Annotated in this window: 22 protein-coding genes; 15 read left to right on the top strand and 7 right to left on the bottom strand. The window is 60.1% G+C overall.

Annotation, left to right across the window (positions count from 1 at the left end):
* The first annotated feature begins 83 nt into the window (after window positions 1-83).
* From FOT55_RS09670 to FOT55_RS09635, 7 genes are all read left to right on the top strand, one after another.
* Window positions 84-623 (top strand): Csu type fimbrial protein, encoded by a 540-nt coding sequence (locus FOT55_RS09670; RefSeq protein WP_016928005.1) that lies wholly within the window; start codon window positions 84-86, stop codon window positions 621-623.
* 2 nt (window positions 624-625) lie between these two features.
* Window positions 626-1129, top strand: coding sequence for a Csu type fimbrial protein (locus FOT55_RS09665; RefSeq protein ID WP_025302583.1), 504 nt, complete (start codon window positions 626-628; stop codon window positions 1127-1129).
* A 5-nt stretch (window positions 1130-1134) separates the two neighbouring features.
* A complete protein-coding gene (locus tag FOT55_RS09660; RefSeq protein ID WP_086557004.1) occupies window positions 1135-1683 on the top strand; it encodes a Csu type fimbrial protein in 549 nt (182 codons plus the stop codon).
* Between the two features lie 25 nt (window positions 1684-1708).
* Window positions 1709-2473 (top strand): fimbrial biogenesis chaperone, encoded by a 765-nt coding sequence (locus tag FOT55_RS09655; protein ID WP_025302581.1) that lies wholly within the window; start codon window positions 1709-1711, stop codon window positions 2471-2473.
* Between the two features lie 67 nt (window positions 2474-2540).
* Complete coding sequence (locus FOT55_RS09645) at window positions 2541-4961, top strand: fimbria/pilus outer membrane usher protein (protein ID WP_238476102.1); 2421 nt, start codon at window positions 2541-2543, stop codon at window positions 4959-4961.
* 20 nt (window positions 4962-4981) lie between these two features.
* Window positions 4982-5914, top strand: a complete 933-nt coding sequence (locus FOT55_RS09640) for a Csu type fimbrial protein (RefSeq protein ID WP_025302579.1) — start codon at window positions 4982-4984, stop codon at window positions 5912-5914.
* 135 nt (window positions 5915-6049) lie between these two features.
* Complete coding sequence (locus FOT55_RS09635) at window positions 6050-6289, top strand: DUF1480 family protein (protein WP_147823411.1); 240 nt, start codon at window positions 6050-6052, stop codon at window positions 6287-6289.
* A 55-nt stretch (window positions 6290-6344) separates the two neighbouring features.
* Here the strand turns inward: FOT55_RS09635 and FOT55_RS09630 are convergent, their stop codons facing one another.
* Complete coding sequence (locus FOT55_RS09630; protein WP_025302577.1) at window positions 6345-6944, bottom strand: C39 family peptidase; 600 nt, start codon at window positions 6942-6944, stop codon at window positions 6345-6347.
* Window positions 6945-6948: 4 nt separating this feature from the next.
* Window positions 6949-7341 (bottom strand): ASCH domain-containing protein, encoded by a 393-nt coding sequence (locus tag FOT55_RS09625; protein ID WP_004931522.1) that lies wholly within the window; start codon window positions 7339-7341, stop codon window positions 6949-6951.
* Window positions 7342-7679: 338 nt separating this feature from the next.
* On the opposite strand from FOT55_RS09625, the gene yniD reads away from it, so the two are divergent.
* Window positions 7680-7772, top strand: a complete 93-nt coding sequence (yniD, locus tag FOT55_RS25590) for a small membrane protein YniD (RefSeq protein WP_016928013.1) — start codon at window positions 7680-7682, stop codon at window positions 7770-7772.
* 38 nt (window positions 7773-7810) lie between these two features.
* Here the strand turns inward: yniD and FOT55_RS25415 are convergent, their stop codons facing one another.
* Window positions 7811-7963, bottom strand: coding sequence for a hypothetical protein (locus FOT55_RS25415; RefSeq protein WP_162837925.1), 153 nt, complete (start codon window positions 7961-7963; stop codon window positions 7811-7813).
* A gap of 159 nt (window positions 7964-8122) precedes the next feature.
* Between FOT55_RS25415 and FOT55_RS09620 the strand changes: the two genes are divergently transcribed.
* A complete protein-coding gene (locus tag FOT55_RS09620) occupies window positions 8123-8332 on the top strand; it encodes a hypothetical protein (protein ID WP_004931526.1) in 210 nt (69 codons plus the stop codon).
* A 146-nt stretch (window positions 8333-8478) separates the two neighbouring features.
* Here the strand turns inward: FOT55_RS09620 and FOT55_RS09615 are convergent, their stop codons facing one another.
* Together FOT55_RS09615 and FOT55_RS09605 are read right to left on the bottom strand one after the other, a co-directional pair.
* The gene (locus FOT55_RS09615; protein ID WP_060432931.1) at window positions 8479-9897 is read right to left on the bottom strand and encodes a serralysin family metalloprotease; all 1419 of its coding nucleotides are present in this window, start codon (window positions 9895-9897) and stop codon (window positions 8479-8481) included.
* Between the two features lie 331 nt (window positions 9898-10228).
* Window positions 10229-11572 carry a 2-hydroxycarboxylate transporter family protein gene (locus tag FOT55_RS09605; RefSeq protein WP_016928018.1) on the bottom strand — a complete coding sequence of 448 codons (1344 nt, stop codon included), beginning with the start codon at window positions 11570-11572 and terminating at the stop codon, window positions 10229-10231.
* A gap of 431 nt (window positions 11573-12003) precedes the next feature.
* Here FOT55_RS09605 and pckA point away from each other — a divergent pair, with 431 nt between their 5' ends.
* Window positions 12004-13623, top strand: a complete 1620-nt coding sequence (pckA, locus tag FOT55_RS09600) for a phosphoenolpyruvate carboxykinase (ATP) (RefSeq protein ID WP_147823410.1) — start codon at window positions 12004-12006, stop codon at window positions 13621-13623.
* Between the two features lie 56 nt (window positions 13624-13679).
* Here pckA and FOT55_RS09595 read toward each other — a convergent pair whose 3' ends face one another.
* Window positions 13680-14324, bottom strand: a complete 645-nt coding sequence (locus tag FOT55_RS09595) for a TetR/AcrR family transcriptional regulator (RefSeq protein ID WP_147823409.1) — start codon at window positions 14322-14324, stop codon at window positions 13680-13682.
* A 93-nt stretch (window positions 14325-14417) separates the two neighbouring features.
* Here FOT55_RS09595 and FOT55_RS09590 point away from each other — a divergent pair, with 93 nt between their 5' ends.
* The 5 genes from FOT55_RS09590 (at window position 14418) to FOT55_RS09570 (ending at window position 19847) form a co-directional block, all read left to right on the top strand.
* Window positions 14418-15116 carry a DAPG hydrolase family protein gene (locus tag FOT55_RS09590; RefSeq protein WP_147823408.1) on the top strand — a complete coding sequence of 233 codons (699 nt, stop codon included), beginning with the start codon at window positions 14418-14420 and terminating at the stop codon, window positions 15114-15116.
* Window positions 15117-15198: 82 nt separating this feature from the next.
* Window positions 15199-15585, top strand: coding sequence for a GFA family protein (locus tag FOT55_RS09585; protein ID WP_025302571.1), 387 nt, complete (start codon window positions 15199-15201; stop codon window positions 15583-15585).
* Window positions 15586-15675: 90 nt separating this feature from the next.
* Window positions 15676-16980 carry an MFS transporter gene (locus tag FOT55_RS09580; RefSeq protein WP_147823407.1) on the top strand — a complete coding sequence of 435 codons (1305 nt, stop codon included), beginning with the start codon at window positions 15676-15678 and terminating at the stop codon, window positions 16978-16980.
* A gap of 168 nt (window positions 16981-17148) precedes the next feature.
* Entirely contained in the window at window positions 17149-18408 is a 1260-nt protein-coding gene (locus tag FOT55_RS09575; protein WP_025302569.1) for an MFS transporter, read from the top strand.
* Window positions 18405-19847, top strand: a complete 1443-nt coding sequence (locus FOT55_RS09570; protein ID WP_147823406.1) for a glycoside hydrolase family 32 protein — start codon at window positions 18405-18407, stop codon at window positions 19845-19847. Before FOT55_RS09575 ends, FOT55_RS09570 begins: the two co-directional genes overlap by 4 nt.
* A 41-nt stretch (window positions 19848-19888) precedes the next feature.
* On the opposite strand, the gene FOT55_RS09565 is transcribed toward FOT55_RS09570, so the two are convergent.
* Entirely contained in the window at window positions 19889-20890 is a 1002-nt protein-coding gene (locus FOT55_RS09565) for a LacI family DNA-binding transcriptional regulator (RefSeq protein ID WP_147823405.1), read from the bottom strand.
* Window positions 20891-20936 lie beyond the last annotated feature (46 nt).

Genomic DNA, 20936 nt, shown 5'->3' with positions numbered 1-20936 from the left:
TTAAAGTGCAGCTAAATGAATACGTTCAACTCACCTCTGGGTGGCGTCTTTGCGGGCTTTCTCTCATACGGCAAGGAATTAAGATGAAAAAAACTCTGATGGCATTGACCTCGGTAGCAACCCTGCTGTGCGCCAACGGCGCGGCTAACGCAGCAGGCACCATTCAAGGCACGTTAGGCGTGACGCTGACCATCGGCGCCGGTTGCGTCGTGGGGGGCGGCAGCAGCAGCGGTTCCGTCAACGACTTCGGCTCCATCAGCTTCGGTACTTACTCTTCACTGGCCAACATCATCGACGCCAGCGCCACCGGCGCAGGGGGGGCCGGTACGCTGTCATTGACCTGCACGACCGGCACAGACTACACGGTGGCGCTGGACAACGGGCTCCATGTCACTTCAGGCACCCAACGCCGCATGGCCAGCACGGCAGGCGCCTTCATCAGCTATAACCTGTACCAGGATGCCGCACGCACTACCGCCTGGGGCAGCGGCGCCAACGCGCGGACCGGCACCGGCACCGGCGCCGCCGTTCCGCTGATCGTGTATGGCCGCGTCCCGGCGGCCGGTTCTACCCCGGCGGCAGACACCTATAACGACACCGTCACGATGACGGTCACCTGGTAACGGTGCGGCGCGCGCTTTGCTGCTGCGGATTATGGGCGTGCAGCCTGTTGGCGCAGGCCGACAGTAAAACCGCGACCCTCGGCGTCAGCGCGACCTTGCTCAGCGCCTGTGAGGCCGGCAGCAGCTCAGGCGGCAATGTCAGCTTCGGCACGCTGAATTTCGGCACGCTGTATTTTCTCAGCACCGCAACCAGCGTCGCCGGGCAACAAAACGCCGGCGCCATTCGGGTGAAATGCACCAACGGCACCAGCTACAGCGTTCTGCTTGGCGGCGGGCAAAGCGGCAATACCGCTGCCCGCTACCTGCAAAGCGCGGCCGGCCAACGGGTGAATTACAACCTGTATACCAACGCCGCCCACAGCACCATTTGGGATAATCTGACGGGCGTGTCACAAACCGCCAACGGTTCGGACAACTGGCTGCCGGTCTATGGCATGATTCCGGCGCAATCCACACCTCCGACAGGCAGCTACACCGATACGGTACAGGTCACGATCAATTGGTAATGACGATGCGCGCTTCAATTTGCGGTTTGCTGTTCTGCCTGCCGCTTTCCCCGGCCCAAAGCGATACCGGCGTCAACGACTTGACCAAAAGCCAGCCGTTCACCGTCAATGCAACCGTGGTTAAAGGCTGCGTATTGGGCAGCGGCGTCAGTGACGTGACCACCTTCGGCACCCTGAACTTCGGCCAGTTGTCCTCACTGAGCAACGCAGTCAGCGTCGTCTCCAGCAGCGGCGCCGGTTCGGTGCTGTTTCGCTGCAACCCGGGGCTGAGCGTCACGCTGGCCCTCGGCGTCGGCAATCACGTGACCGGATCCATCGCCGGCGGCAGAAAATTACAAAACGCCGCCACGTCGGAAACGCTGCTGTATCAACTTTATCAAGACAGCAACTACGCCACCCTTTGGGGCGATGGCGCTAACGGCGGCGCGGCGCAGACCGTCGCCGCCACCGGTAGCACGCAAGAAATCAAGGTTTACGCCCGTCTGTTTTCGACCAGTACCCTGCCCACCAGTGGCGTTTACAGCGATACGGTCTTGTTGACGGTCACTTATTAAGTTTTTTTGCAATAAGGATTGAGTTATGCGCATACCCTTCCGTCTGCCGTTAACGGCAGCCTTGCTCCTGGCAAGCCAACAGCACGCCCTGGCCGCGGCTTCCATTCTCATTTGGCCGATCGATCCAGTGATTGAAGATCAACAACAGGCCACCGCGCTGTGGCTTGAAAATCGCGACAGCAAACCGGTCTATATGCAAATTCGCGTGTTGGGTTGGAAGCAAACCGCCGGCAAAGACGATTACAGCAACCAAAGCGACGTGATCGCCAGTCCGCCGGTGGCGTCGATCGCGCCAGGCAAACGCCAGCTGATACGCCTGATCAAACAGTCGGCGCCGGCGGCGGGACAGGAGCGCGCCTATCGCATTTTGGTCGATGAAGTGCCGGTGAAAGAACAATCATCGGATGCCGCCCCCGGCGGTGCAGAGATGGGGCTGAAATTCCAGATGCGCTACTCGGTGCCGCTGTTCGTCAGCGGCAAGGGGATTTGGACCAAACAGGACAGCGAAAAACCTCGCGATTACGCGACCGCCAGCCAACCCAAGCTCAGCTATCGTTTACAGCAGCAAAGCAGCGAACGCTGGCTGGAGGTGCGAAATCAAGGCGCAGTGCATGCCCGAATCTCGAAAGTGACGCTGCAAGGGCGCAGCCTAAATCCCGGCCTGATGGGATACGTGCTGCCCGGTTCACAGATGCGCTTCGCTTTGCCACCCGCCGGCGGTTTCAGCAGCGGCAAGCTGATGGCCACGGTCAATGACAACAAACAGCCCGTAGCCATTCCGTCTTATTGAGGCCCAGGTGCAGCCGACAGGGAGGCTATCGACGCGGCGTTTCAACCTCAAGCCGCTGGCGTTTGCCATGCTGAGCATGGCGGCCGGCGGCTGGCTGCCGTTCGCGTTCGGCGACGATCTGCCCCCGCCGCCCAGCGCCATCAGCATGCCGGACACCACGCTGTATCTGGAGCCGGTCGTCAACGGGCGCCAAACCGGCAACGTCGTGCCAGTCAACTACCGCGGCGGCCATTACTACATGACGCCCCAGCAACTGCTCGACGCCGGGCTGCCGGTAGCGGATAAACAGGCGAAAGACATCGCCGTCGATCGGCTGGAGAAGGTGGATGTCAGCTACAGCGGCGAGAGCCAGCAGTTGCTGATCAACGTGCCCAACGACTGGTTGCCGCAGCAAACCATCGGCGCCCATTCACCGCTGCAACGCTTGCCGGCGCAAAGCAGCCTGGGTTTGCTGTTTAACTACGACATCTATGCCAGCCAAAGCAACGGCAATGGCCGACCAGGCTACCTGTCGGCGTGGAGCGAACAGCGGCTGTTCGACGGTTTCGGCGTCATCGCCAACACCGGCATCTACCGCAGCGGGTTTAACGGCGGGCCAAACGACGATGGCGGCCGCTATATTCGATACGACAGCTACTGGCGCTTCAACGATGACCAGCGGATGCTGAGTGTGATCGCCGGTGACTTAACCACCGGCTCGCTCCCCTGGAGCAGCGCCGTGCGCATCGGCGGCTTGCAATTGGCGCGCAATTTCGCGGTACGCCCGGATCTTATCACCTATCCGCTACCGCAGTTTTCCGGCCAGGCGGCATTGCCCAGCAGCGTCGATTTATACATCAACAGCTATAAAAACAGCACCACCAACATCAATCCCGGGCCGTTTACCCTCAACAGCGTGCCCTACATTAACGGCGCGGGTCAGGCCACGGTCGTCACCACCGACGCCCTCGGCCGTCAGGTCAGCACCACGGTGCCGTTCTACGTGGCCAGCAACCTGCTGCAGACCGGCATGAGCGATTTCAGCGTTTCCACCGGTTTGCTGCGGCGCAACTACGGGTTGAATTCTGCCGATTACGGGCAATGGGTAGGCAGCGCCAGTTTACGTTACGGCGTCACTGATTGGTTAACCCTGGAAGGACGCGCCGAAGGCGCAGCCGAATTGGCGGTCGGCGGCGGCGGCGCCGACATTCGCGTCGGACAATGGGGGGTTTTCAACGCGTCCTACAGCGTCAGCCAGGCCGGCGACGAAGCGTTTAACGGTGGCCGGCCGATACAATCCCCCACGTATTATGACCCGCTGACCGGCAGGCCGTTGCAACAGCCGGATCCCCAGCCCGTCTATCGCTACACCGGCAACCACGGCGATCAGAGCAGTTTTGGCTACACCTACAGCAACTCACGCTTCAGCCTCAACGCGCAACGTATCCTGCGCAGCGCCGATTTTGGCGACATTTCCGTGTATAAAAGCGACTACCGTCTGAGCCGCCGCACCGATCAATTGACCGGCAGCGTCAGCCTGGGCCGGCTCGGCAGCCTCGGCGCCGGTTATTTTGACGTACGCGACGCCATCGCCCAACGAACTCGCCTGATGAACCTGTCCTACAGTGTGTCACTTTGGCGCAACAGCAGCCTGTACGCCTCGCTGAACCGGGAAATCGGCAGCAGCGGTTACAGTGCCCAACTGCAGCTCTCCATTCCGTTCGACAGTTGGGGTACCGCCAGCTTCAGCGCCGCGCGCGACAACAACAACCGCTGGAGCGAACGCGTCAGCTACAGCCGCGCCGCGCCGACTGATGGCGGTTTCGGTTGGAATCTGGCCTACGCCAATAACCCGAGCGGCGGCGATTACCGCCAGGCGGATCTGACCTGGCGCACCCGCAGGCTCGAAGCCCGAGCGGGCGTATACGGTACCCGTGATGAAACCAACCACTGGGGAGAAATCAGCGGTTCGCTGGTGGCGATGAACGGCGGCGTGTACGCCACCAACACCATCAACGATGCCTTTGCGCTGGTGTCCACGCAAGGATACGCCGACATTCCGGTGAGCTATGAGAACCAGCCGATCGGCAAGACCGATGCCCAGGGCTATTTACTGGTGCCGACCGTCACCTCTTACTACCATGCGAAATTCCAGATTGATCCGCTCAGCCTGCCCGCCGACGTCGCGCTGCCGACGGTGGAAAAAACCGTCGCCATTCGCGATCACAGCGGTTTTCTGGTCGAGTTCCCCATCCAACCCATCTCCGCCGCCGACGTCGAACTGGTTGACGAGCAAGGCAAACCGCTGGCCAACGGCAGCCAGGTGGCGGTGGTTGGCGGCCATCAGCAAAGCTATGTCGGTTGGGATGGCATGACCTATATCGACCCGGTGCAACAACACAATCGCCTGAGCGTGATCCCGGCCGACGGCGGCCCGCCGTGCCAGGCGGAATTCAGTCTGGCGAAGCCTCAGGGCATCCAGCGCGTCGGCCCGGTTGTCTGCCGCTAATTCAACGACGGAGAGTCACTATGTTTCGGGGATTGAAAGCCTTATTGTTAACCCTTTCGCTGCTGCTCTGTCAGCGCGCATTCGCCGACTGCGCCACCACCAACGGCACCGTCACCTTACCGGGGAGCAGCTCTTTCGTGGTCTACAATGGGCAGATCAACGCCCAGGGCACCGCCGGCCTCAACTGCACCGGCCTCGGCCTCAATTTGCTCACGCAAAACACCGTCACGGTCAAGATCGCCTCCACCACCAACAATATGGCGGTTGCCAACACCGACGGTTCCGGCGATAAAATCGCTTATCTGATCTACCCCGACGCCAACTACCAATATCCTTACAGCATCGGCCAAACCATCGACTACAGCTCGCTAAACCTGCTGTCGCTGATCCTGATTTCCTCCAACGTCAACTTTCCGCTGTATATCAAAACCACCGCCGGCGCCAACGTGCGCGCAGGCACCTATACCGACAGCATCAACCTGATCTGGAATTACCATATTTGCGGCCTGGGCGTGCTCGGCCTGTGCGTTTGGTGGGACGGCGTCGACAAACCCAGCACGGTCAGCGTCAGCGTCACCATCACCAAAGACTGCCTGATCGGCACCGCGCCCAACGTCAACTTCGGCAGCATGGCGTTGGTCGGGCAGTTCAATCCTGTCAATCAGAGCATCACCCTGACCTGCACCAAAACCGAGGGATACAACACCTATTTCACCAACGGCAATAACCCGGTCTCCGGTTGGCGACGCATGAAAAGCGGTACCAGCAATTTCATGCAGTACCAGATTTACTTGCCTAATACGACGACCGTTTGGGATAGCACCAACAAACAGAGCGGCGCCGGCACCGGCCTGGCGCAAAGCATCCCGTATAAGGCGGCGGTCAATGCGGCGCAGACGGAAGTGGCGGTCGGCAGCTATCAGGACACGCTCAGTTTTGTGGTGGAGTACTAGGCGTTGTGTTTTGCCGGCGTGGAAATTGTTTCCAAAATGTAATTTTTATGTGGCATTTTTTGCTCATTTGGCTATGCTCTTACCAATGGCCGAACTGGTCTAACCTCCTACCACACCATTGAGCAAGGAGTTCCCATGAGCAAAACCGTCGTAAAAATTGGCAGCTTCGAGGTCGATGACGCGCATCTTCACGCCGACGCCGACCGCACCGGCACCCTGAGCATTCCCTGCAAGTCCGATCCGGATCTGTGCATGCAGCTGGACGGCTGGGATGAACATACCAGCATCCCGGCCATCCTCGACGGCAAACAGTCGCTGCTGTACAAGCAACACTACGATCGGCAAGCGGACGCCTGGGTGATGCGGCTGGCATGAAAATGCATCAGAACTGCTGACGACGCGCTGTTTTCATCGGAAACAGCGCGTTTTTTTATGCGATGGCGATGCCGCGGCCTGCAAAGAAAGGGGCGAAGCGGCTGAGCGGCAGGTGCACCCGCTCGCGCGTCGCCGGGCTGTCGCCCGAAGGATTGTGGAAGATCACGCTTTGCGCATCGGCGGCGGTGATCAGCACCAGATGCCCGCCCCGCTGCGGCGGCGTACTCTCCGGCCGGCGAATGGAGGGATGCACCGAGGCGATAAAGTAGCGGCATTCATGAAGCAGCGCCGGCACCTCGGCGGCCTCTAGCCCCACCTTCACCTCCGCTTGCAGCGCGAACTGCTCGCGCACATACTCGACGAACGGCGCATAAATCAGCCCCTTTATCCGCTCACCTTCGCGTACATAGGCGCCGTAGGGCAGGCTGCGGCGCGCCAGCTCCAGCAGCGGCGGCGCTTCGCCGTCGCGGTGGCCCAGCACCATTTTCAGGCAGGCCATGCCGCACACGTGGTTGGCCCACTCGACGTACTCTGCCCGATCGCGGGCGCCGCTGCGCGCCCAATTTTCGTCTTGCGCCAGCGTCGCGCGGCCGGCGATCAGATCGGCGGCCAGCTCCGGGCTCGCCCACTGGCACTCGTAGGGAACGGCGCGCATAAGATTAAAATTTGTCGACGACTTTGAAATTCATCAGCACCAGCGTCATATCCGGCGAGAACAGGTCATACTCTTCGAAGAAGCGCTGCAGCTCTTTGCGCCAGTGCGCCAGCGAGCGATCGCCCTCGCCTTCGGCAAAGGCGTGCGCTTCATCAACCTGATCGTAAGTTTTCATTTCCACCGCGGTCAACTCGACTGCGCAAACCGGCTCACCCTTGCCGTCCACCACCAGGAACAGATCGCCGGCCTGTGGGATCCCTTCGCCGTCCAGGTTAGAACAGGTGGCCGTTTTGGTGCCATTGAGGATCAATTGCACGACTTCATCGGCCTGCTGCTCGGTATCGCCGAACGCCCAGCGCTCAAGGTGCTCGTATTTCTGTGGAATTGCCGTCGCCATGATTATACCTTTAGGAAAAATGCATCAATGCAGACAGGATAGTACAACGTATTGCCGGCCGTCTGCATCCGTCGCAAGCGCGACTGCGCGTTTTGCCAGCGCCACTTTTACGCGTTTTTACCTTTCTTCGCTGTGCCTGCCGCGCTGCCGGGCGCATACTGTGAACATTATTCACCCAATGGCGACCGCCAGGCGGTAACATGCAGCAAAATGACATCGATGCTGACGATACCTTCAGCGATTTACTCAACGGCGTCGCGTTAGTGACGCTTGTCCTCATCACCCTCGCCGGCGGGTGGTATTTCAGCTAAAAGGGGCGCAACGTGGCAACAAAACGCATGGGCAACAAGCTCAGTAAAATGGTCGTGGTGCTGCTGCTGATCTGCCTGGCGTTGCTGCTGTTACGTTGGGCGGCGATCGCCTTCGGTTAATGCCGCGAGACGACGCCGGCCGAACGCCGGCGCCCTGTTCATCGCCGCCGTGGCGCGGTCGGCTCCAGCAACTCCTGCAAATAGGCCAAACGCGCCTCCCCCTGAAGCAACCAGCGGCGACACAGCCAATGCTGCGTTTCACCCGTGCGGCTCAGGCGGTAGTACTCCGCCAAGGTTTCGACCCAGTTCATGATGTTTTCTCCTGCTTTTCGACACCGTCAGTATTGAGCGTAAAAACCAGAAGAAATACTGATGGCTTGTTTTTTATGCTTCCTGTTTTAGGCGGCGGGTAGCGAAGCCGCAGTTCAGCTGTTACATTGGGCAAAAATCAACCCACCGAGGTGTAGACCATGACGTTCTCGGAACAGGAGATTAAACCCGTATGGGATGAGGTCGCACGCCTGATCGGCGACGGCGTGATGCAGCTGCGCCATCGCGGTGAAGCGCTGTCGGTGGAAACGCTGGAAAAACATCTGGCGCGGCAGTTGGCGGACAGCAACGATATCGAACGGCGCATCCTACTCGGCGCCGCCATCAACATGCTGAAAGGCGGAAAATGAATCGCCAACCGAAAAGGTTGGCGATTCGACAGAAGCCCGAGGTATGCAAGCCCGGCCTTCTGCGCGCTACTATGTCACGCTAATATGACGTAATTAATAGGAATTGTCGGGTTTTTGCCCAAAACGCCCTATTTTTGTTGCCTGCATTACGCCAACACGAAATCGCCGGCATCCAGCGGCTGCCCCACCACTTTCACCAGGAAGTCGTTGCCGTCAAAGGCGCCGCCCAGGTTGATCGCCACATCGCTGACGTGATTTTGCTCATCGTAGCTCAGCTTCGCCTCGCCCGCCTTGCCGCTGAACTGATCGACGAAGCGGATGCCGTCGGCGCTGCCGGTGTTGAACAACGTCAGATCGATCTTGTCCTCGCCGCGCACGAAGTCGCGGATCCAATCCGGCGCCGCCGCCGTCGACTCATCCGCCGCAAAGTAGACGAAGGTGTCCTTGCCGGCACCGCCCCACAGCTGATCCGCCCCTTTGCCGCCGTACAGCACGTCATCGCCCGCGCCGCCCTTGAGCACGTTATCGGCGGCGTTCCCGACCAGCACATCGTTACCCGACCCGCCGATGGCATTTTCAATCGTCACGCCTGCGGCGATAGACACATTGCCTTTCAGGCCACCAACGTCCGAGAACGCCTTTTCATTCAGGTTGATGCGCTGATTTTGACCGAAGCCGGAGAAGTCGAAGGTGTCGTTGCCGCCGGCATCCCAGGCGGTGAAAATTATCTTGTCCTGCGCGCCGGTGGCGGTGAGGAAGTCGCGATCGGTGTTGGAATTGAATCCGTAAACCGTATCGCCGGTGCGGGTGTTCATGTTGGCGCCGTAGAAATGCTGGATCGCCGTGATGTCGTTGAGCAACGGCCCAGAAGAGTACGCGCCTTTAAAGTCCTGCCCGGTGTTGCTTTCGCTGAAATAGCTCATTAGGCTGTGGGCACGGCTATCTTCGAAGTAGGTCGCGTCTTTAGCGTAGGTGATGCTGACGCCCGGCGCGGCGTTATAGTCGCCCGGATGCTGCAACCCCAGCGCATGGCCGATTTCATGGGTGAAGGTCTGGCGACCGTACTCGTTCTCATGGATCTGGTTGTTGACGAAGGTATGGTTCTTGGCGTTATACCAGGTTTGCCCGGCAACCGAAGGCGATGAATCCGGGTTATACGCAAAGGCATAGGAGCCGCGCGAGCTGTAGTCGAACAGGCCGAATTTGATGTTGGCAGCGGCGGTGTTGCTGGTTTCGGTGAAGGTGATGTTAGCCACGTCTGACCATGACTGCAGCGACAGTTTAGCCTGCTCGCGCTGTTCGGCGTTAAAGCTGCTGAAGCCGCTGATGCCCATGCTCGACATGTTGCCCGGCGCCTTTTCCCAGAAGCTGTAGGTCAGAGAGACCGGCGTGTCGGTCACGCCCTTGTCGTGCCAACTGCGATCGCCGCGCACCAGCTCCAGGCCGGCGTTTTCGAACGTTTTCGACGGATGAAGCACGGTAATGGTGTCGTCTTCATCGGGTTTATAAGCGCCCAACAGGGCTAATACGCCTTCGGCCTTAACGGAAGCATTGCTTGATGACATAACCTTATCTCCATATTCGTCAATTCAATCGGGGGGATGCCCCAACTGGCGGATTGCCTGAACGGCAGCGGCCCGGTGTTGAATCAATACGGGGATATCGGTAATGCGGTGGCGCCTTCCCTCGGCACTCTGAATGAGAACGATAATCCCTTAAGAGAAAAGAATAGACACATTTTCGTCGAGTACAGAATTTTCTCAGATAAAGTCCGACTATGCATTTGCGCCATACGAATGATTTTCAAGATAATCATCAGCATTATCACGATGAGCGGAAAAAAGCATAAAAAAACCGGGGCAATCCAACCCCGGTTATCCATAAGAAACTCTGGACTCAGACTAACCAACCGAGCAATAGCGTCGCGCCAATGACCGTGGAAGCGCCGCCAATGCGCGTGGCGATTTGGGCGAATGGCATCAGCCCCATACGGTTCGACGCCGACAGGATCGCCACATCGCCGGTGCCGCCCAGGCCACTGTGACAACAGGTGACGATTGCCGCCTCCACCGGGAACATCTTCAGGTAAGGCGCAATCAGGAAACTGACCAGCCCCATCGACAGCACCACCGAGCCGCAGACCACCACATAACCGACCGAGAACACTGCCACCACGCTTTCCAGCGGCACGTACAGCATGCCCAGACCGATCATCAGCGGCCACACCAGCGCCGTGGAGACGAACTTGTAGAAACTGTGCGCGCCGGTTTCCATCGAGGCCGGGATCACCCGGCAGTACTTGCACAGCACCGCGAACAGGATCATCAGCACCGGGCCGGGAATATGCACGATGTGTTCGAACAGGCCGCCGACGATAAAGAAGGCGCAGATCACCAGCAGCCCGCCGCCCATCAGTTGGAAATCGACGTTGCCGCTTTGCTCCTTGATGGCGAACATCGCGTTCTCCTGCGCCGAACGGATCAGCATGCCGTCGCCGCTCAGCGCCTTGCGCTGCATGCCGATACGCGCCAACACCCCGGCGGTCACGATGGCGAAGATGTTACCCAGCACCGCCGCCGGCGCCAGCTGCGCGACGTAGACGTCCGGCGTCGAGCCCAGGATCGCCGAATAGGCCAGCGACAGCGGTAAAATCCCCTCGCCGATGCCGCCACCGATGATTGGCACGATGATGAAGAAGAAGGTGTGATAGAAGGTAAAGCCGAACAGCTTGCCCACCAGCAGCCCGGTGATCACCGCCGTGATCGTACCCACCACCAGCGGCACGAACATGCGAATCATCCCCTGGATCAGGATCACCCGGTTCATGCCGAGAATGCTGCCGACCACCAGACTGGCGATGACGAAATAAAGCAGGTTGGCGTCTTTCATCAGCAGATGGACGGTGCCCATAACGTTGGGCTGGAAGACATTGAAATAGACCAGCACCGAGGGCACCATCAAACACAGAATGGCCGGCCCGCCGATATCGCGCAGCACGGGAATGCTTTTTCCCAACTGAGCCAGCGCAAAGCCCAGCGTCATTATCACTGCCAGGCCGCCGATCATATTTTTCGGCAGGAAGTTGGCATAGGCGGAAATCGCCACGATGGCGCAAATCGTGATAAACAACGCGATCGGTACCGCGCCGATATCTATTTGACGAAGTTGATTAATTAATCCTGAGGATTCGGACGATGCCGTATTTTTATCACAGGCCAGTTCTGCATTTATCTGTTTCATTATTCACCCTGCTGACAAGCGTACAGTACGGTTAGATTCACCTGGCGCAACATCCCGCCATTGCCAAGCAAAAACAAATGATTACGAAAAATCCTATTGTGGATTTCGCTTTTTCTAATAAGAAATAAAACAGTAGACAGCCCTGAAGATATGATAAAAAATAAAAATGCAAAACTAAATTACACCGACGGAATTCAATATTGTGACCCTCCGCCAAGGTTGGTTTTAATTAATTATCGTCAGCATTTTGTAATTAAAGTAAGCAGGTTTAAATTCGCTGCTATGCTATAGGAGGGCGAAAAAGCCCCCTGTTTTATTAATAAAGAACCGGAAACGCAGTAGCTGAATCCGGTCAGCTTGATCCGAACCTTAATCCTGCGCGCGGCACCGCTCGGGAAAGAGGCATAATATGACTCATAAGGAAGTAGAATATGTCTTCACGCGCTGTTACCCCACAAACTCTCGCTCGCTACGGCATCCATCAGGCCGCCGATATCGTCTATAACCCCAGCTATGAATTGCTGTTCGCCGAAGAGACCCGCGCCGACCTGCCGCCGCTGGAACGCGGCACCCTCACCCAACTGGGTGCGGTCAACGTCGCGACCGGTGAGTTCACCGGCCGTTCGCCGAAGGACAAATACATCGTGCGCGACGACACCACGCGCGATACCGTCTGGTGGTCGGACAACGGCACTGGCAAGAACGACAACCAGCCGCTCTCGCCGGAAGTCTGGCAGCATCTGAAAACGTTGGTGGGCAACCAGCTCTCCGGCAAGCGTTTGTTCGTGGTGGACGCGTTCTGCGGCGCCAACGCCGACACGCGCCTGAAAGTGCGCTTCATTACCGAGGTGGCCTGGCAGGCGCACTTCGTGAAAAACATGTTTATTCGCCCGAGCGACGCCGAACTGGCGGACTTCGAGCCGGACTTCGTGGTAATGAACGGCGCCAAATGCACCAACCCGGACTGGCAGCAGCAAGGGCTGCATTCGGAGAACTTCGTCGCCTTCAACCTGACGGAACGCATGCAGCTGATCGGCGGCACCTGGTACGGCGGCGAGATGAAGAAAGGCCTGTTCTCGATCATGAACTACCTGCTGCCGCTGAAGGGCATCGCCTCGATGCATTGCTCGGCCAACGTCGGCGAGCAAGGCGACGTGGCGGTGTTCTTCGGCCTGTCCGGCACCGGCAAAACCACCCTCTCCACCGATCCGAAACGCCAGCTTATCGGCGATGACGAGCACGGCTGGGACGACGACGGCGTGTTCAACTTCGAAGGCGGCTGCTACGCCAAGACCATCAAGCTGTCGCCGCAGGCGGAGCCGGAAATCTATCAGGCGATCCGCCGCGATGCGCTGCTGGAAAACGTCACCGTGCGGGCCGACGGCAGCATCGACTTCGACGACGCCAGCAAAACCGAGAACACCCGCGTCTCCTATCCGATTTATCACATCGAGAACATCGTCAAACCGGTGTCCAAAGCCGGCCATGCGCGCAAGATCATCTTCCTGACCGCCGACGCCTTCGGCGTACTGCCGCCGGTATCGCGCCTGACGCCTGAGCAAACCCAGTACCACTTCCTGTCCGGCTTCACCGCCAAGCTGGCCGGCACCGAGCGCGGCATCACCGTCCCGACGCCGACCTTCTCCGCCTGCTTCGGCGCCGCGTTCTTGACGCTGCACCCGACGCAGTACGCCGAAGTGCTGGTGAAACGCATGGAGGCCGCCGGCGCCCAGGCTTACCTGGTCAACACCGGCTGGAACGGCAGCGGCAAACGTATTTCTATCAAAGATACGCGCGGCATTATCGACGCTATTCTGAATGGCGACATTGAGCAGGCCGACACCTTCACGCTGCCGATCTTCGGGCTGGCAGTGCCGACAGCGCTGCCGGGCGTCGATCCGTCGATCCTCGATCCGCGCAAAACCTACGCCGACGAATCGCTGTGGCAGGAGAAAGCGCAGGATCTGGCGCAGCGCTTTATCGATAACTTCGCCAAATATACCGTCACCCCGGCGGGCGAAAAGCTGGTGAACGCCGGGCCGAAGCTGTAACGCAGACGTTTTGCATCCTGCTGTTCAAGGGCCGATTCGTCGGCCCTTTTTTGTTTTCACGCTTCCGCCAGCAAACCCGGCATCACCAGCGCTACCGCCGCCGCGATGCGCTCGTCGATCGCGCTGCCCGGCGGCAACAGCCCCAGCGTCATCTGCCGCAGCGGTTCGGCGATGGCCATCGCCAACAGCAGATCGCTGGTTTGTGCCCAGTCGCGCTCACGCAGCCACCCGCACTGCTGCTGGCGCTGCAGCCAGTCCGCCACCGTCGCCCGGCCGCGCTGAATGCCGTTGCGCTGATAGCTGTCCAGCAGCGCCTCGCGCCCCGGAAACTCGCTTTGCAGCAGCCGAAACATCCCTACCGCCTCGGCGCTCAATACCTGCTGCGCGATGGCCTTCAGCCCCTTTTCCAACAGTGGCGCCACCGCCGCCCGTTGCCCGGCATCCTGGGCGAAGGCCGGCTGAAACGCCTCGGTCCAGCCGCTCACCGCCTGCGCGACCAGTTCGTCGCGATTGGCCGCAAAGCGATACAGGGTTTTTTTAGCCACCCCGGCGCGTTTCGCCACCGCGTCCACCGTTGCTGCGGCATAGCCGCCGTCGAGCAGCAACGCCAGCGTCGCTTGCGCCAGCGCGGCGCGCAGCGCCGTTTCCGGCGTGGCCGGCCGGCCGCGAGCGCGCGGCGGTTCTTCATTCGGGTTCGCCATATTTATTCCTCACAAGCATTGACAGACTCAGCATAGCGGCATAGTTTTATTTTGGAAACACAATTCGTTTCCAAAATAAAACAGGAACCCATTATGACACATCCCTCCTTGCTGGCGCCCTGGGGCGTTAACGATATCAACGAGTTGCTCAAACCTGAACCGCTGCGGCTGGAGATGGGGCTGAGTCGCAGCGCTGACGGTTTGCTGACCGTCGCGGTCCGTACCGATCTGCACGGCTGCAAGGGGCGCATGCTGGACTGGTGGTTCACCTTCTTTGAGAACACGCAGCACATCAACTGGTGGCACCCACACGATCACGTCGAACATCGCGGCTGGGACCGCCACTGGAAAAAAGGGGAAAGCTACGTCGGCGCCAGCATCGAAGCGGTCGAATGGCTGGCGGAGCTGCCGCCGGTCGCGGCGCGCCTCAAATTCCACGCCGCCGAGGACTTCTTCGCGCCGCAGCCGCTGCGCCAGGCGCGTGATGCGCAGGCGCTCTCCGCCGCCGTGTGTGCGCGCATCGGGTTCGGTGACCAGGTGGCGCTGGATGACAGCGGCGATCCCTGCGACGGCGAGATGCTGCATCTGGCGCGCGATACGCCCTATGGGTGCGTGCTGCGCAGCCGTTTCCTGCTGGGTAAAGCCTGCGCCAACGCCCACGACGAACTGTCGGATGACATCGGGTTTAACCTGATGCGCCACTGCTACAACGAATTCAGCTATCTGGCTCAGTTCCTGCCGTCGCTGTACTACGCCGAAAACGGCCGCGAGCCGGCGCCGTTACTCTGGTAAGCCACCGGCGGGGCCTGTTATTTTTTCGCGATGCCGCTATAGTGATTTTCATCGCCATTCCCGCGTTTATGACGGAGAACTCATGGAAAATCCAGGCTATAGCGGCGGCTGCCTGTGCGGACATATTCGCTTTCAGGTGCACGGCCTGCCCGGTAACCCACACAGCTGTTCCTGCGAATTTTGCCGGCGCCACTCCGGTGCACCGACGCTCTGCTGGGTCGAATTTCCGCGTCAGGCCGTCGAGTGGAACGGCCCGGGCGGCATGCCCACGCTCTACCGCTCTTCCCCCTATTCCAGCCGCGCCTTTTGCCCGCGCTGCGGCAGCACGCTGGGGGCGATCGACGACGAGCCGACGGTGGCGTTGAGCACCGGCAGCTTCGATCGGGCCGATCTGCCGGAGCTGCGCCCGGTCTCGCACGCGTTCGCCGATGTTTGCCCCGAATGGTGGCATATCGACGGCATGCGCTGAGCGCCTCACAGTTCCCGCTGAAATCAATTGATTGTTTTGTCGTATAAATTTAGAACTGACGAACAATAATTCAAATGTATGGGAACGGGGATGAATCAACAGACTCTCGACGCGCGCCGTTCGCGTCAGGCGTTGCTGGCCGGCTCGGTTGGCAACTTTATCGAATGGTATGAGTTCGGGGTGTACGGGTTCCTGGCCACCGTTATCGCCGCCAATTTTTTCACGCTGCAGGGTGAAAATGAAATCACCAGTCTGATCCTCACCTACGCCGCTTTCGCGCTGGCGTTTTTCTGTCGGCCGATCGGCGCGGTGATCTTCGGCCGCATCGGCGATCGCATCGGCCGTCGCCCGACGCTGATTGCGGTTCTGCTGTTGATGACGCTGGCCACCGCGCTGATCGGCGTCATGCCGACCTATGCCTCGATCGGCGTCGCCGCCCCGCTGCTGCTGACGCTGCTGCGCATGTTTCAGGGGCTGTTCGCCGGCGGCGAATTCGGCGGCGCCGTGTCGCTGATGACCGAGTTCGCCCCGAAGGGCAAGCGCGGGCTGTTCGGCGCCTGGCAGTCGCTGACCGTCGCGCTCGGCCTGTTGGCCGGCGCCGGATTGGTGGCGCTGTTGGCCGCGCTGCTCAGCGCGCAGCAGCTGCATGACTGGGGCTGGCGCATTCCGTTCCTGCTGGCGCTGCCGATGGGCGCCGTGGCGCTGTGGCTGCGGCTCAAGCTCGAAGAGACGCCCACGTTTACCCAGGCGCAACAGGCCGCGGAATACAGCGCCCCACCGCAGGAGGCGAGCTTGGGCGGCGTAGCGAAAACCATACTGATCGGCATCGGCCGCATGATGGGCTGGTCGGCCGCCGGCTATACCTTTCTGGTGGTGATGCCTTCCTATTTGCAAACCTCGCTGCACGCCACCTTCCAGCAGGCGCTGGTGGCGACGGTGCTGGCCAACGTCGGCTTCGCCCTGACCATTCTGCCGGCGGGCATCATCAGCGACAAACTGGGGCGTAAAACGGTGATGCTGACGGCGGTGGCGGCGGTGATCCTGTTCACCTTCCCGCTGCTGCAGCTGTTGCAGGATGCGCAGAGTTCACTGTGGGTCAAAGGGCTGGCAGTGATGGTCGCCGGCGCCGTAGTCGGCCTGCTGGCCGGCCCCGGCCCGGCGATGCTGGCGGAGATGTTCCCGACCCGGGTGCGCTATACCGGTTTGGGGCTGGCTTACTCGCTGTCCAATGCGGTGTTTTCCGGCTCGGCCGGGCTGATTATCACCGGCCTCATCAAACAGACCGGTAATATCGACATTCCCGCCTACTACGTGGTCGCCACCTCGGTGGTCAGCCTGTTTGCGCTGATGACACTGCGCCGCGACGATCATCTGCGCTCGCTTAACGAACGTTAATCCTCCGGGGGCACATCGCCCCCTTGCCAACTCGTGACCTCGATCACAAGGCACAAATGTTAACGTTAACTTTTGTGATTAACATCTCATGCGTGATATCTGGCCGCTTCATCCCTTCGCGAGTTAACGTTAACAATAGAGCTAACTTCACTCACCGGGGCCCTACCCATGAACCGCGAAACTAAAAAATATTACGTGCTGCTCAGCGGCCTGCTGTTCTTCTTTTTCTTCACCTGGTCTTCCAGCTTTTCGCTGATCTCGCTGTGGCTGAATCAGAAGATCGGCCTGAAAGGCGCCGAGACCGGCCTGATCTTCTCCGCTATCTCGTTGGTGGCGCTGTGCGCCCAGCCGCTGTACGGGTTTATTCAGGATAAACTTGGGCTGCGCAAACACCTGCTGCAGTTTCTTGGCGTGATGCTGCTGCTGACCGGCCCGTTCTTTATCTACGTTTACGCCCCGCTGCTGGCGAGCAGCCTGCCGCTCGGCGCTTTGGTCGGCGGGGTGTTCATCGGCGCAACCTTCTTCGCCGGTATCGGCGCGCTGGAATCTTATACCGAGCGGGTCAGCCGCATCAGCGGTTTCGAATTCGGCCGCGCCCGCATGTGGGGCTCGCTCGGCTGGGCCAGCGCCACCTTTGTGGCCGGTTTTATCTTCAATATCAATCCGAACATCAATTTCTGGCTGGCCTCCGCCGCCGCCGTGGTGTTCCTGGTGCTGCTCAGCCAGGTACGCGAGCTGAAGCCGAACGCCATGGCCGGCCTGGCGTTCGGCAAACCGGAAAACCTGCGGCTGCAGGACGCGCTGGCGCTGCTGCGCATGCCCGGCTTCTGGGCACTGGTGGTGTTTGTGCTGGGGATCAGCGTATACAACGTTTTCGATCAGCAATTTTCGGTCTACTTCGCTTCACAGTTCGCTTCTCGCGCACAGGGCAACGAGATGTACGGTTTTCTCAACTCGCTGCAGGTCTTCCTCGAGGCCGGCGGCATGTTCCTGGCGCCGCTGCTGGTGAACCGCATCGGCGCCAAACAGGGGCTGTTGCTGGCCGGTGGCGTGATGGCGCTGCGCATGTTCGGTTCCGGCTTAGTCAGCGGCGCCCTGATGATCTCCGCCATGAAACTGCTGCACGCCGTAGAATTGCCAATCCTGCTGATCGCTATCTTCAAATACATCGCGAGCCGCTTTGACAGCCGACTCTCCTCCACACTGTACCTGGTAGGCTTCCAGTTCATCACCCAGGTGATGGCCAGCTTCCTGTCGCCGCTGGCGGGCTACGGTTATGACCGCATCGGCTTTGCCGACACCTATCTGCTGATGGGCTGCGCGGTCGCCGCCACGACGCTTGTCTCCTGTTTCCTGCTGCGCGGCGAACGTTCCGCCAGCGTAGCCCCCTTTCAATCCGCCATTAAATCAAGTGAGTCTGTCCAATGAACACTGCCTTAGCTCAAGCCGACCATGCGGTCGAAGCCCTGCGTGCAGAGCGCCGAGACGATTACTACCCGCAGTTCCATCTCGCGCCGCCCGCCGGCTGGATCAACGATCCCAACGGCCTGATCTGTATTGACGGCGTCTATCATGCCTTCTTCCAGCATCACCCCTATAGCGAACACTGGGGCCCCATGCACTGGGGGCACGCGACCAGCCGCGACCTGATACGCTGGCAGCATCAGCCCATCGCCCTGGCGCCCGATGCGCCCTATGACAAAGACGGCTGCTTTTCCGGCTGCGCCGTGGATGACAACGGTGTGCTGACGCTGATTTACACCGGCCACGTGTGGCTGGGCGAACCCGGTGACGACAGCCAGGTGCGGGAAGTGCAATGTCTGGCCACCAGCGAAGACGGCATACGCTTCGTCAAGCACGGGCCAGTGCTGGCCCCGCCAGACGGCATTCAGCATTTTCGCGATCCGAAAGTCTGGCGCGAGAACGGCGAATGGTGGCTGGTGGTCGGCGCCAAAGAAAACGGCCTGGGCCAGGTGCGCCTGTACCGTTCTGCCGACCTGCGCGCCTGGCGCTTCGATCGGGTGCTGGCCGGCGCGCAAACGGCACATCAAGGGTATATGTGGGAATGCCCGGATTTCTTCCCGCTGGGGGAACAACACCTGTTGCTGTTCTCGCCGCAAGGGCTGGTGGCGCAGGGCTACCGCTACCGCAATCGCTTCCAGAGCGGCTATCTGCTTGGCCACTGGCGGCCTGATAGCGACTTTACGGTGACCCAGCCCTTCTGCGAGCTGGATGCCGGCCACGATTTCTATGCGCCGCAGACCTTCACCGCCGCCGACGGCCGTCGGCTGCTGTTTGCCTGGATGGATATGTGGGAATCCCCAATGCCCAGCAAAGCGCACCGCTGGGCCGGCGCCCTCACGCTGCCGCGCGAACTGACGCTGGCCGCCGACGGCAGCGTCCGCATGAGCCCGGCGCGTGAACTGACGGCGCTGCGCCGAGAGTCACACACGTTTTTGGCGCAGACGCTGACCAATCAGCATCTGCCGCTGGCGAACGATATGCAGGAGCTCATCCTGACATTGAGACCGGCCGACAGCGACGCTGAGCGGTACGGGCTGGCCATTGGGAGTACGGCGCGGCTGTTCGTCGACAATCAGGCGCACCGGCTGGTGCTGGAACGTTTTCATGAAAACCGCGCCCTGTGCACCTGCCGCAGTGTGCCGCTGCCGGGGGGTGACATCCTGTCGCTGCGGATCTTTATTGACCGCTCATCGCTGGAGATCTTCGTTAATCAGGGACAGGCCTGCCTGACCAGCCGCATCTATCCGACGGCGGGCGATCGCCGTCTCCGCCTGTTCGCCGAAGGCGGCCGGGCGCTGTTCGAGCCCACCACGGGATGGCAGTTGGCAAGCATCTGGAAGTAATGGGAATGAGCACCGGGCGCGCAGCAACGCGCCCGGTGTGGCTACAGCGAACCACGCTCCAACAGCGGGCAAGGCACTTTCACCGTATCACGCTGTTCCCGCCGCTCAATCACATGCAGCGCCGCAAGGCGGCCCAACTCATAATGCGGCAGCTGCACCGTCGTCAATGCCGGCAGGAACAGCTCGCCGGTGCCGACCATATTGTCGTAGCCCAGCACCGCCACCTGTTGCGGTATCCGCCATCCTTGCGCCAGCAATACCTGATACACCAGAAACGCTATCCGATCGTTTCCGCACACCACGACATCGCAATCGCGCCGTTCTGCTGAGAAATGCCGCTCCAGCAACGCGACGCAGTCGCGATAGCTTTGATCGCCGGCGCTCAGATCGAGATGATACTGCCGCAGCTGTTCAACATCGCGCCCCGCTTCGCGCCAGGCGCGTTCCAGACCGCGGCGGCGCAGCCCCGCCGCCAGCGTATCCGCCGGTAAATGAATGCACAATGGCGCGCGATAGCCTTTGGCGATCAGCGTGCGCGTGGCGTCATACTGCCCTTGCTCATCATCAGGAATGTAGCTGGCGATCGAATGCGCCGGGCTGACGCAGTTGGCCAACACCAGCTTTTTGTCCAGCAGTTTGGCCGGTAGCGTCACCTCACGCAGCCCCATCGTGGTGAATATCACCCCATCCGGTCGATGCGCCAACAGCAGATCGACGGTCTGTTCGGCGTTGTCGTCGGCAAACAGGTTGACGACGAAGCTGTTCCAGCCGCGCTCGCGCGCGGTTTTCTCAATCGACAGGATCATTTCCACCGAGAACGGCGTCGTGGCGGTGTCCAGCGCCAGCACGCCGAGCGTCTGTACGCGATTTCCGTCACCGCGAATACGCCGCGCCGACAGATCCGGCACGTAGTCTAACTGGTCGATCGCCTGTTTGACGCGGTGATAGGTTTCCGGCCGCAGCTTGCCGGGTTCATTGATGGCGCGGGACACCGTCATCAACGAGACTCCGGCAAGTTTTGCGACGTCTTTCAGCGAAGCCATGCGCCCTTCTTTATGATTAATGGGGAAAAGTGAATAATCCCATAAC

The sequence above is a fragment of the Serratia bockelmannii genome, from assembly GCF_008011855.1.
In the GTDB taxonomy this organism is placed as follows: Bacteria; Pseudomonadota; Gammaproteobacteria; order Enterobacterales; family Enterobacteriaceae; genus Serratia; species Serratia bockelmannii.
Note: the sequence above shows the minus strand (reverse complement) of the source record. Positions and strands in the feature narration are given on the sequence as shown.

Bases quoted from the DNA above. Each gene is read 5' to 3' on its own strand.
- FOT55_RS09605 (WP_016928018.1), bottom strand. From the start codon at position 11,572: ATGAAACAGATAAATGCAGAACTGGCCTGTGATAAAAATACGGCATCG.
- FOT55_RS09645 (WP_238476102.1), top strand. From the start codon at position 2,541: ATGCTGAGCATGGCGGCCGGCGGCTGGCTGCCGTTCGCGTTCGGCGAC.
- FOT55_RS09570 (WP_147823406.1), top strand. From the start codon at position 18,405: ATGAACACTGCCTTAGCTCAAGCCGACCATGCGGTCGAAGCCCTGCGT.
- FOT55_RS09595 (WP_147823409.1), bottom strand. From the start codon at position 14,324: ATGGCGAACCCGAATGAAGAACCGCCGCGCGCTCGCGGCCGGCCGGCC.
- FOT55_RS09670 (WP_016928005.1), top strand. From the start codon at position 84: ATGAAAAAAACTCTGATGGCATTGACCTCGGTAGCAACCCTGCTGTGC.
- FOT55_RS09590 (WP_147823408.1), top strand. From the start codon at position 14,418: ATGACACATCCCTCCTTGCTGGCGCCCTGGGGCGTTAACGATATCAAC.
- FOT55_RS09575 (WP_025302569.1), top strand. From the start codon at position 17,149: ATGAACCGCGAAACTAAAAAATATTACGTGCTGCTCAGCGGCCTGCTG.
- FOT55_RS09630 (WP_025302577.1), bottom strand. From the start codon at position 6,944: ATGCGCGCCGTTCCCTACGAGTGCCAGTGGGCGAGCCCGGAGCTGGCC.
- FOT55_RS09655 (WP_025302581.1), top strand. From the start codon at position 1,709: ATGCGCATACCCTTCCGTCTGCCGTTAACGGCAGCCTTGCTCCTGGCA.
- FOT55_RS09580 (WP_147823407.1), top strand. From the start codon at position 15,676: ATGAATCAACAGACTCTCGACGCGCGCCGTTCGCGTCAGGCGTTGCTG.
- FOT55_RS09660 (WP_086557004.1), top strand. From the start codon at position 1,135: ATGCGCGCTTCAATTTGCGGTTTGCTGTTCTGCCTGCCGCTTTCCCCG.
- yniD (WP_016928013.1), top strand. From the start codon at position 7,680: ATGGGCAACAAGCTCAGTAAAATGGTCGTGGTGCTGCTGCTGATCTGC.
- FOT55_RS09625 (WP_004931522.1), bottom strand. From the start codon at position 7,341: ATGGCGACGGCAATTCCACAGAAATACGAGCACCTTGAGCGCTGGGCG.
- FOT55_RS09635 (WP_147823411.1), top strand. From the start codon at position 6,050: ATGAGCAAAACCGTCGTAAAAATTGGCAGCTTCGAGGTCGATGACGCG.
- FOT55_RS09615 (WP_060432931.1), bottom strand. From the start codon at position 9,897: ATGTCATCAAGCAATGCTTCCGTTAAGGCCGAAGGCGTATTAGCCCTG.
- FOT55_RS25415 (WP_162837925.1), bottom strand. From the start codon at position 7,963: ATGAACTGGGTCGAAACCTTGGCGGAGTACTACCGCCTGAGCCGCACG.
- FOT55_RS09565 (WP_147823405.1), bottom strand. From the start codon at position 20,890: ATGGCTTCGCTGAAAGACGTCGCAAAACTTGCCGGAGTCTCGTTGATG.
- pckA (WP_147823410.1), top strand. From the start codon at position 12,004: ATGTCTTCACGCGCTGTTACCCCACAAACTCTCGCTCGCTACGGCATC.
- FOT55_RS09620 (WP_004931526.1), top strand. From the start codon at position 8,123: ATGACGTTCTCGGAACAGGAGATTAAACCCGTATGGGATGAGGTCGCA.
- FOT55_RS09585 (WP_025302571.1), top strand. From the start codon at position 15,199: ATGGAAAATCCAGGCTATAGCGGCGGCTGCCTGTGCGGACATATTCGC.
- FOT55_RS09640 (WP_025302579.1), top strand. From the start codon at position 4,982: ATGTTTCGGGGATTGAAAGCCTTATTGTTAACCCTTTCGCTGCTGCTC.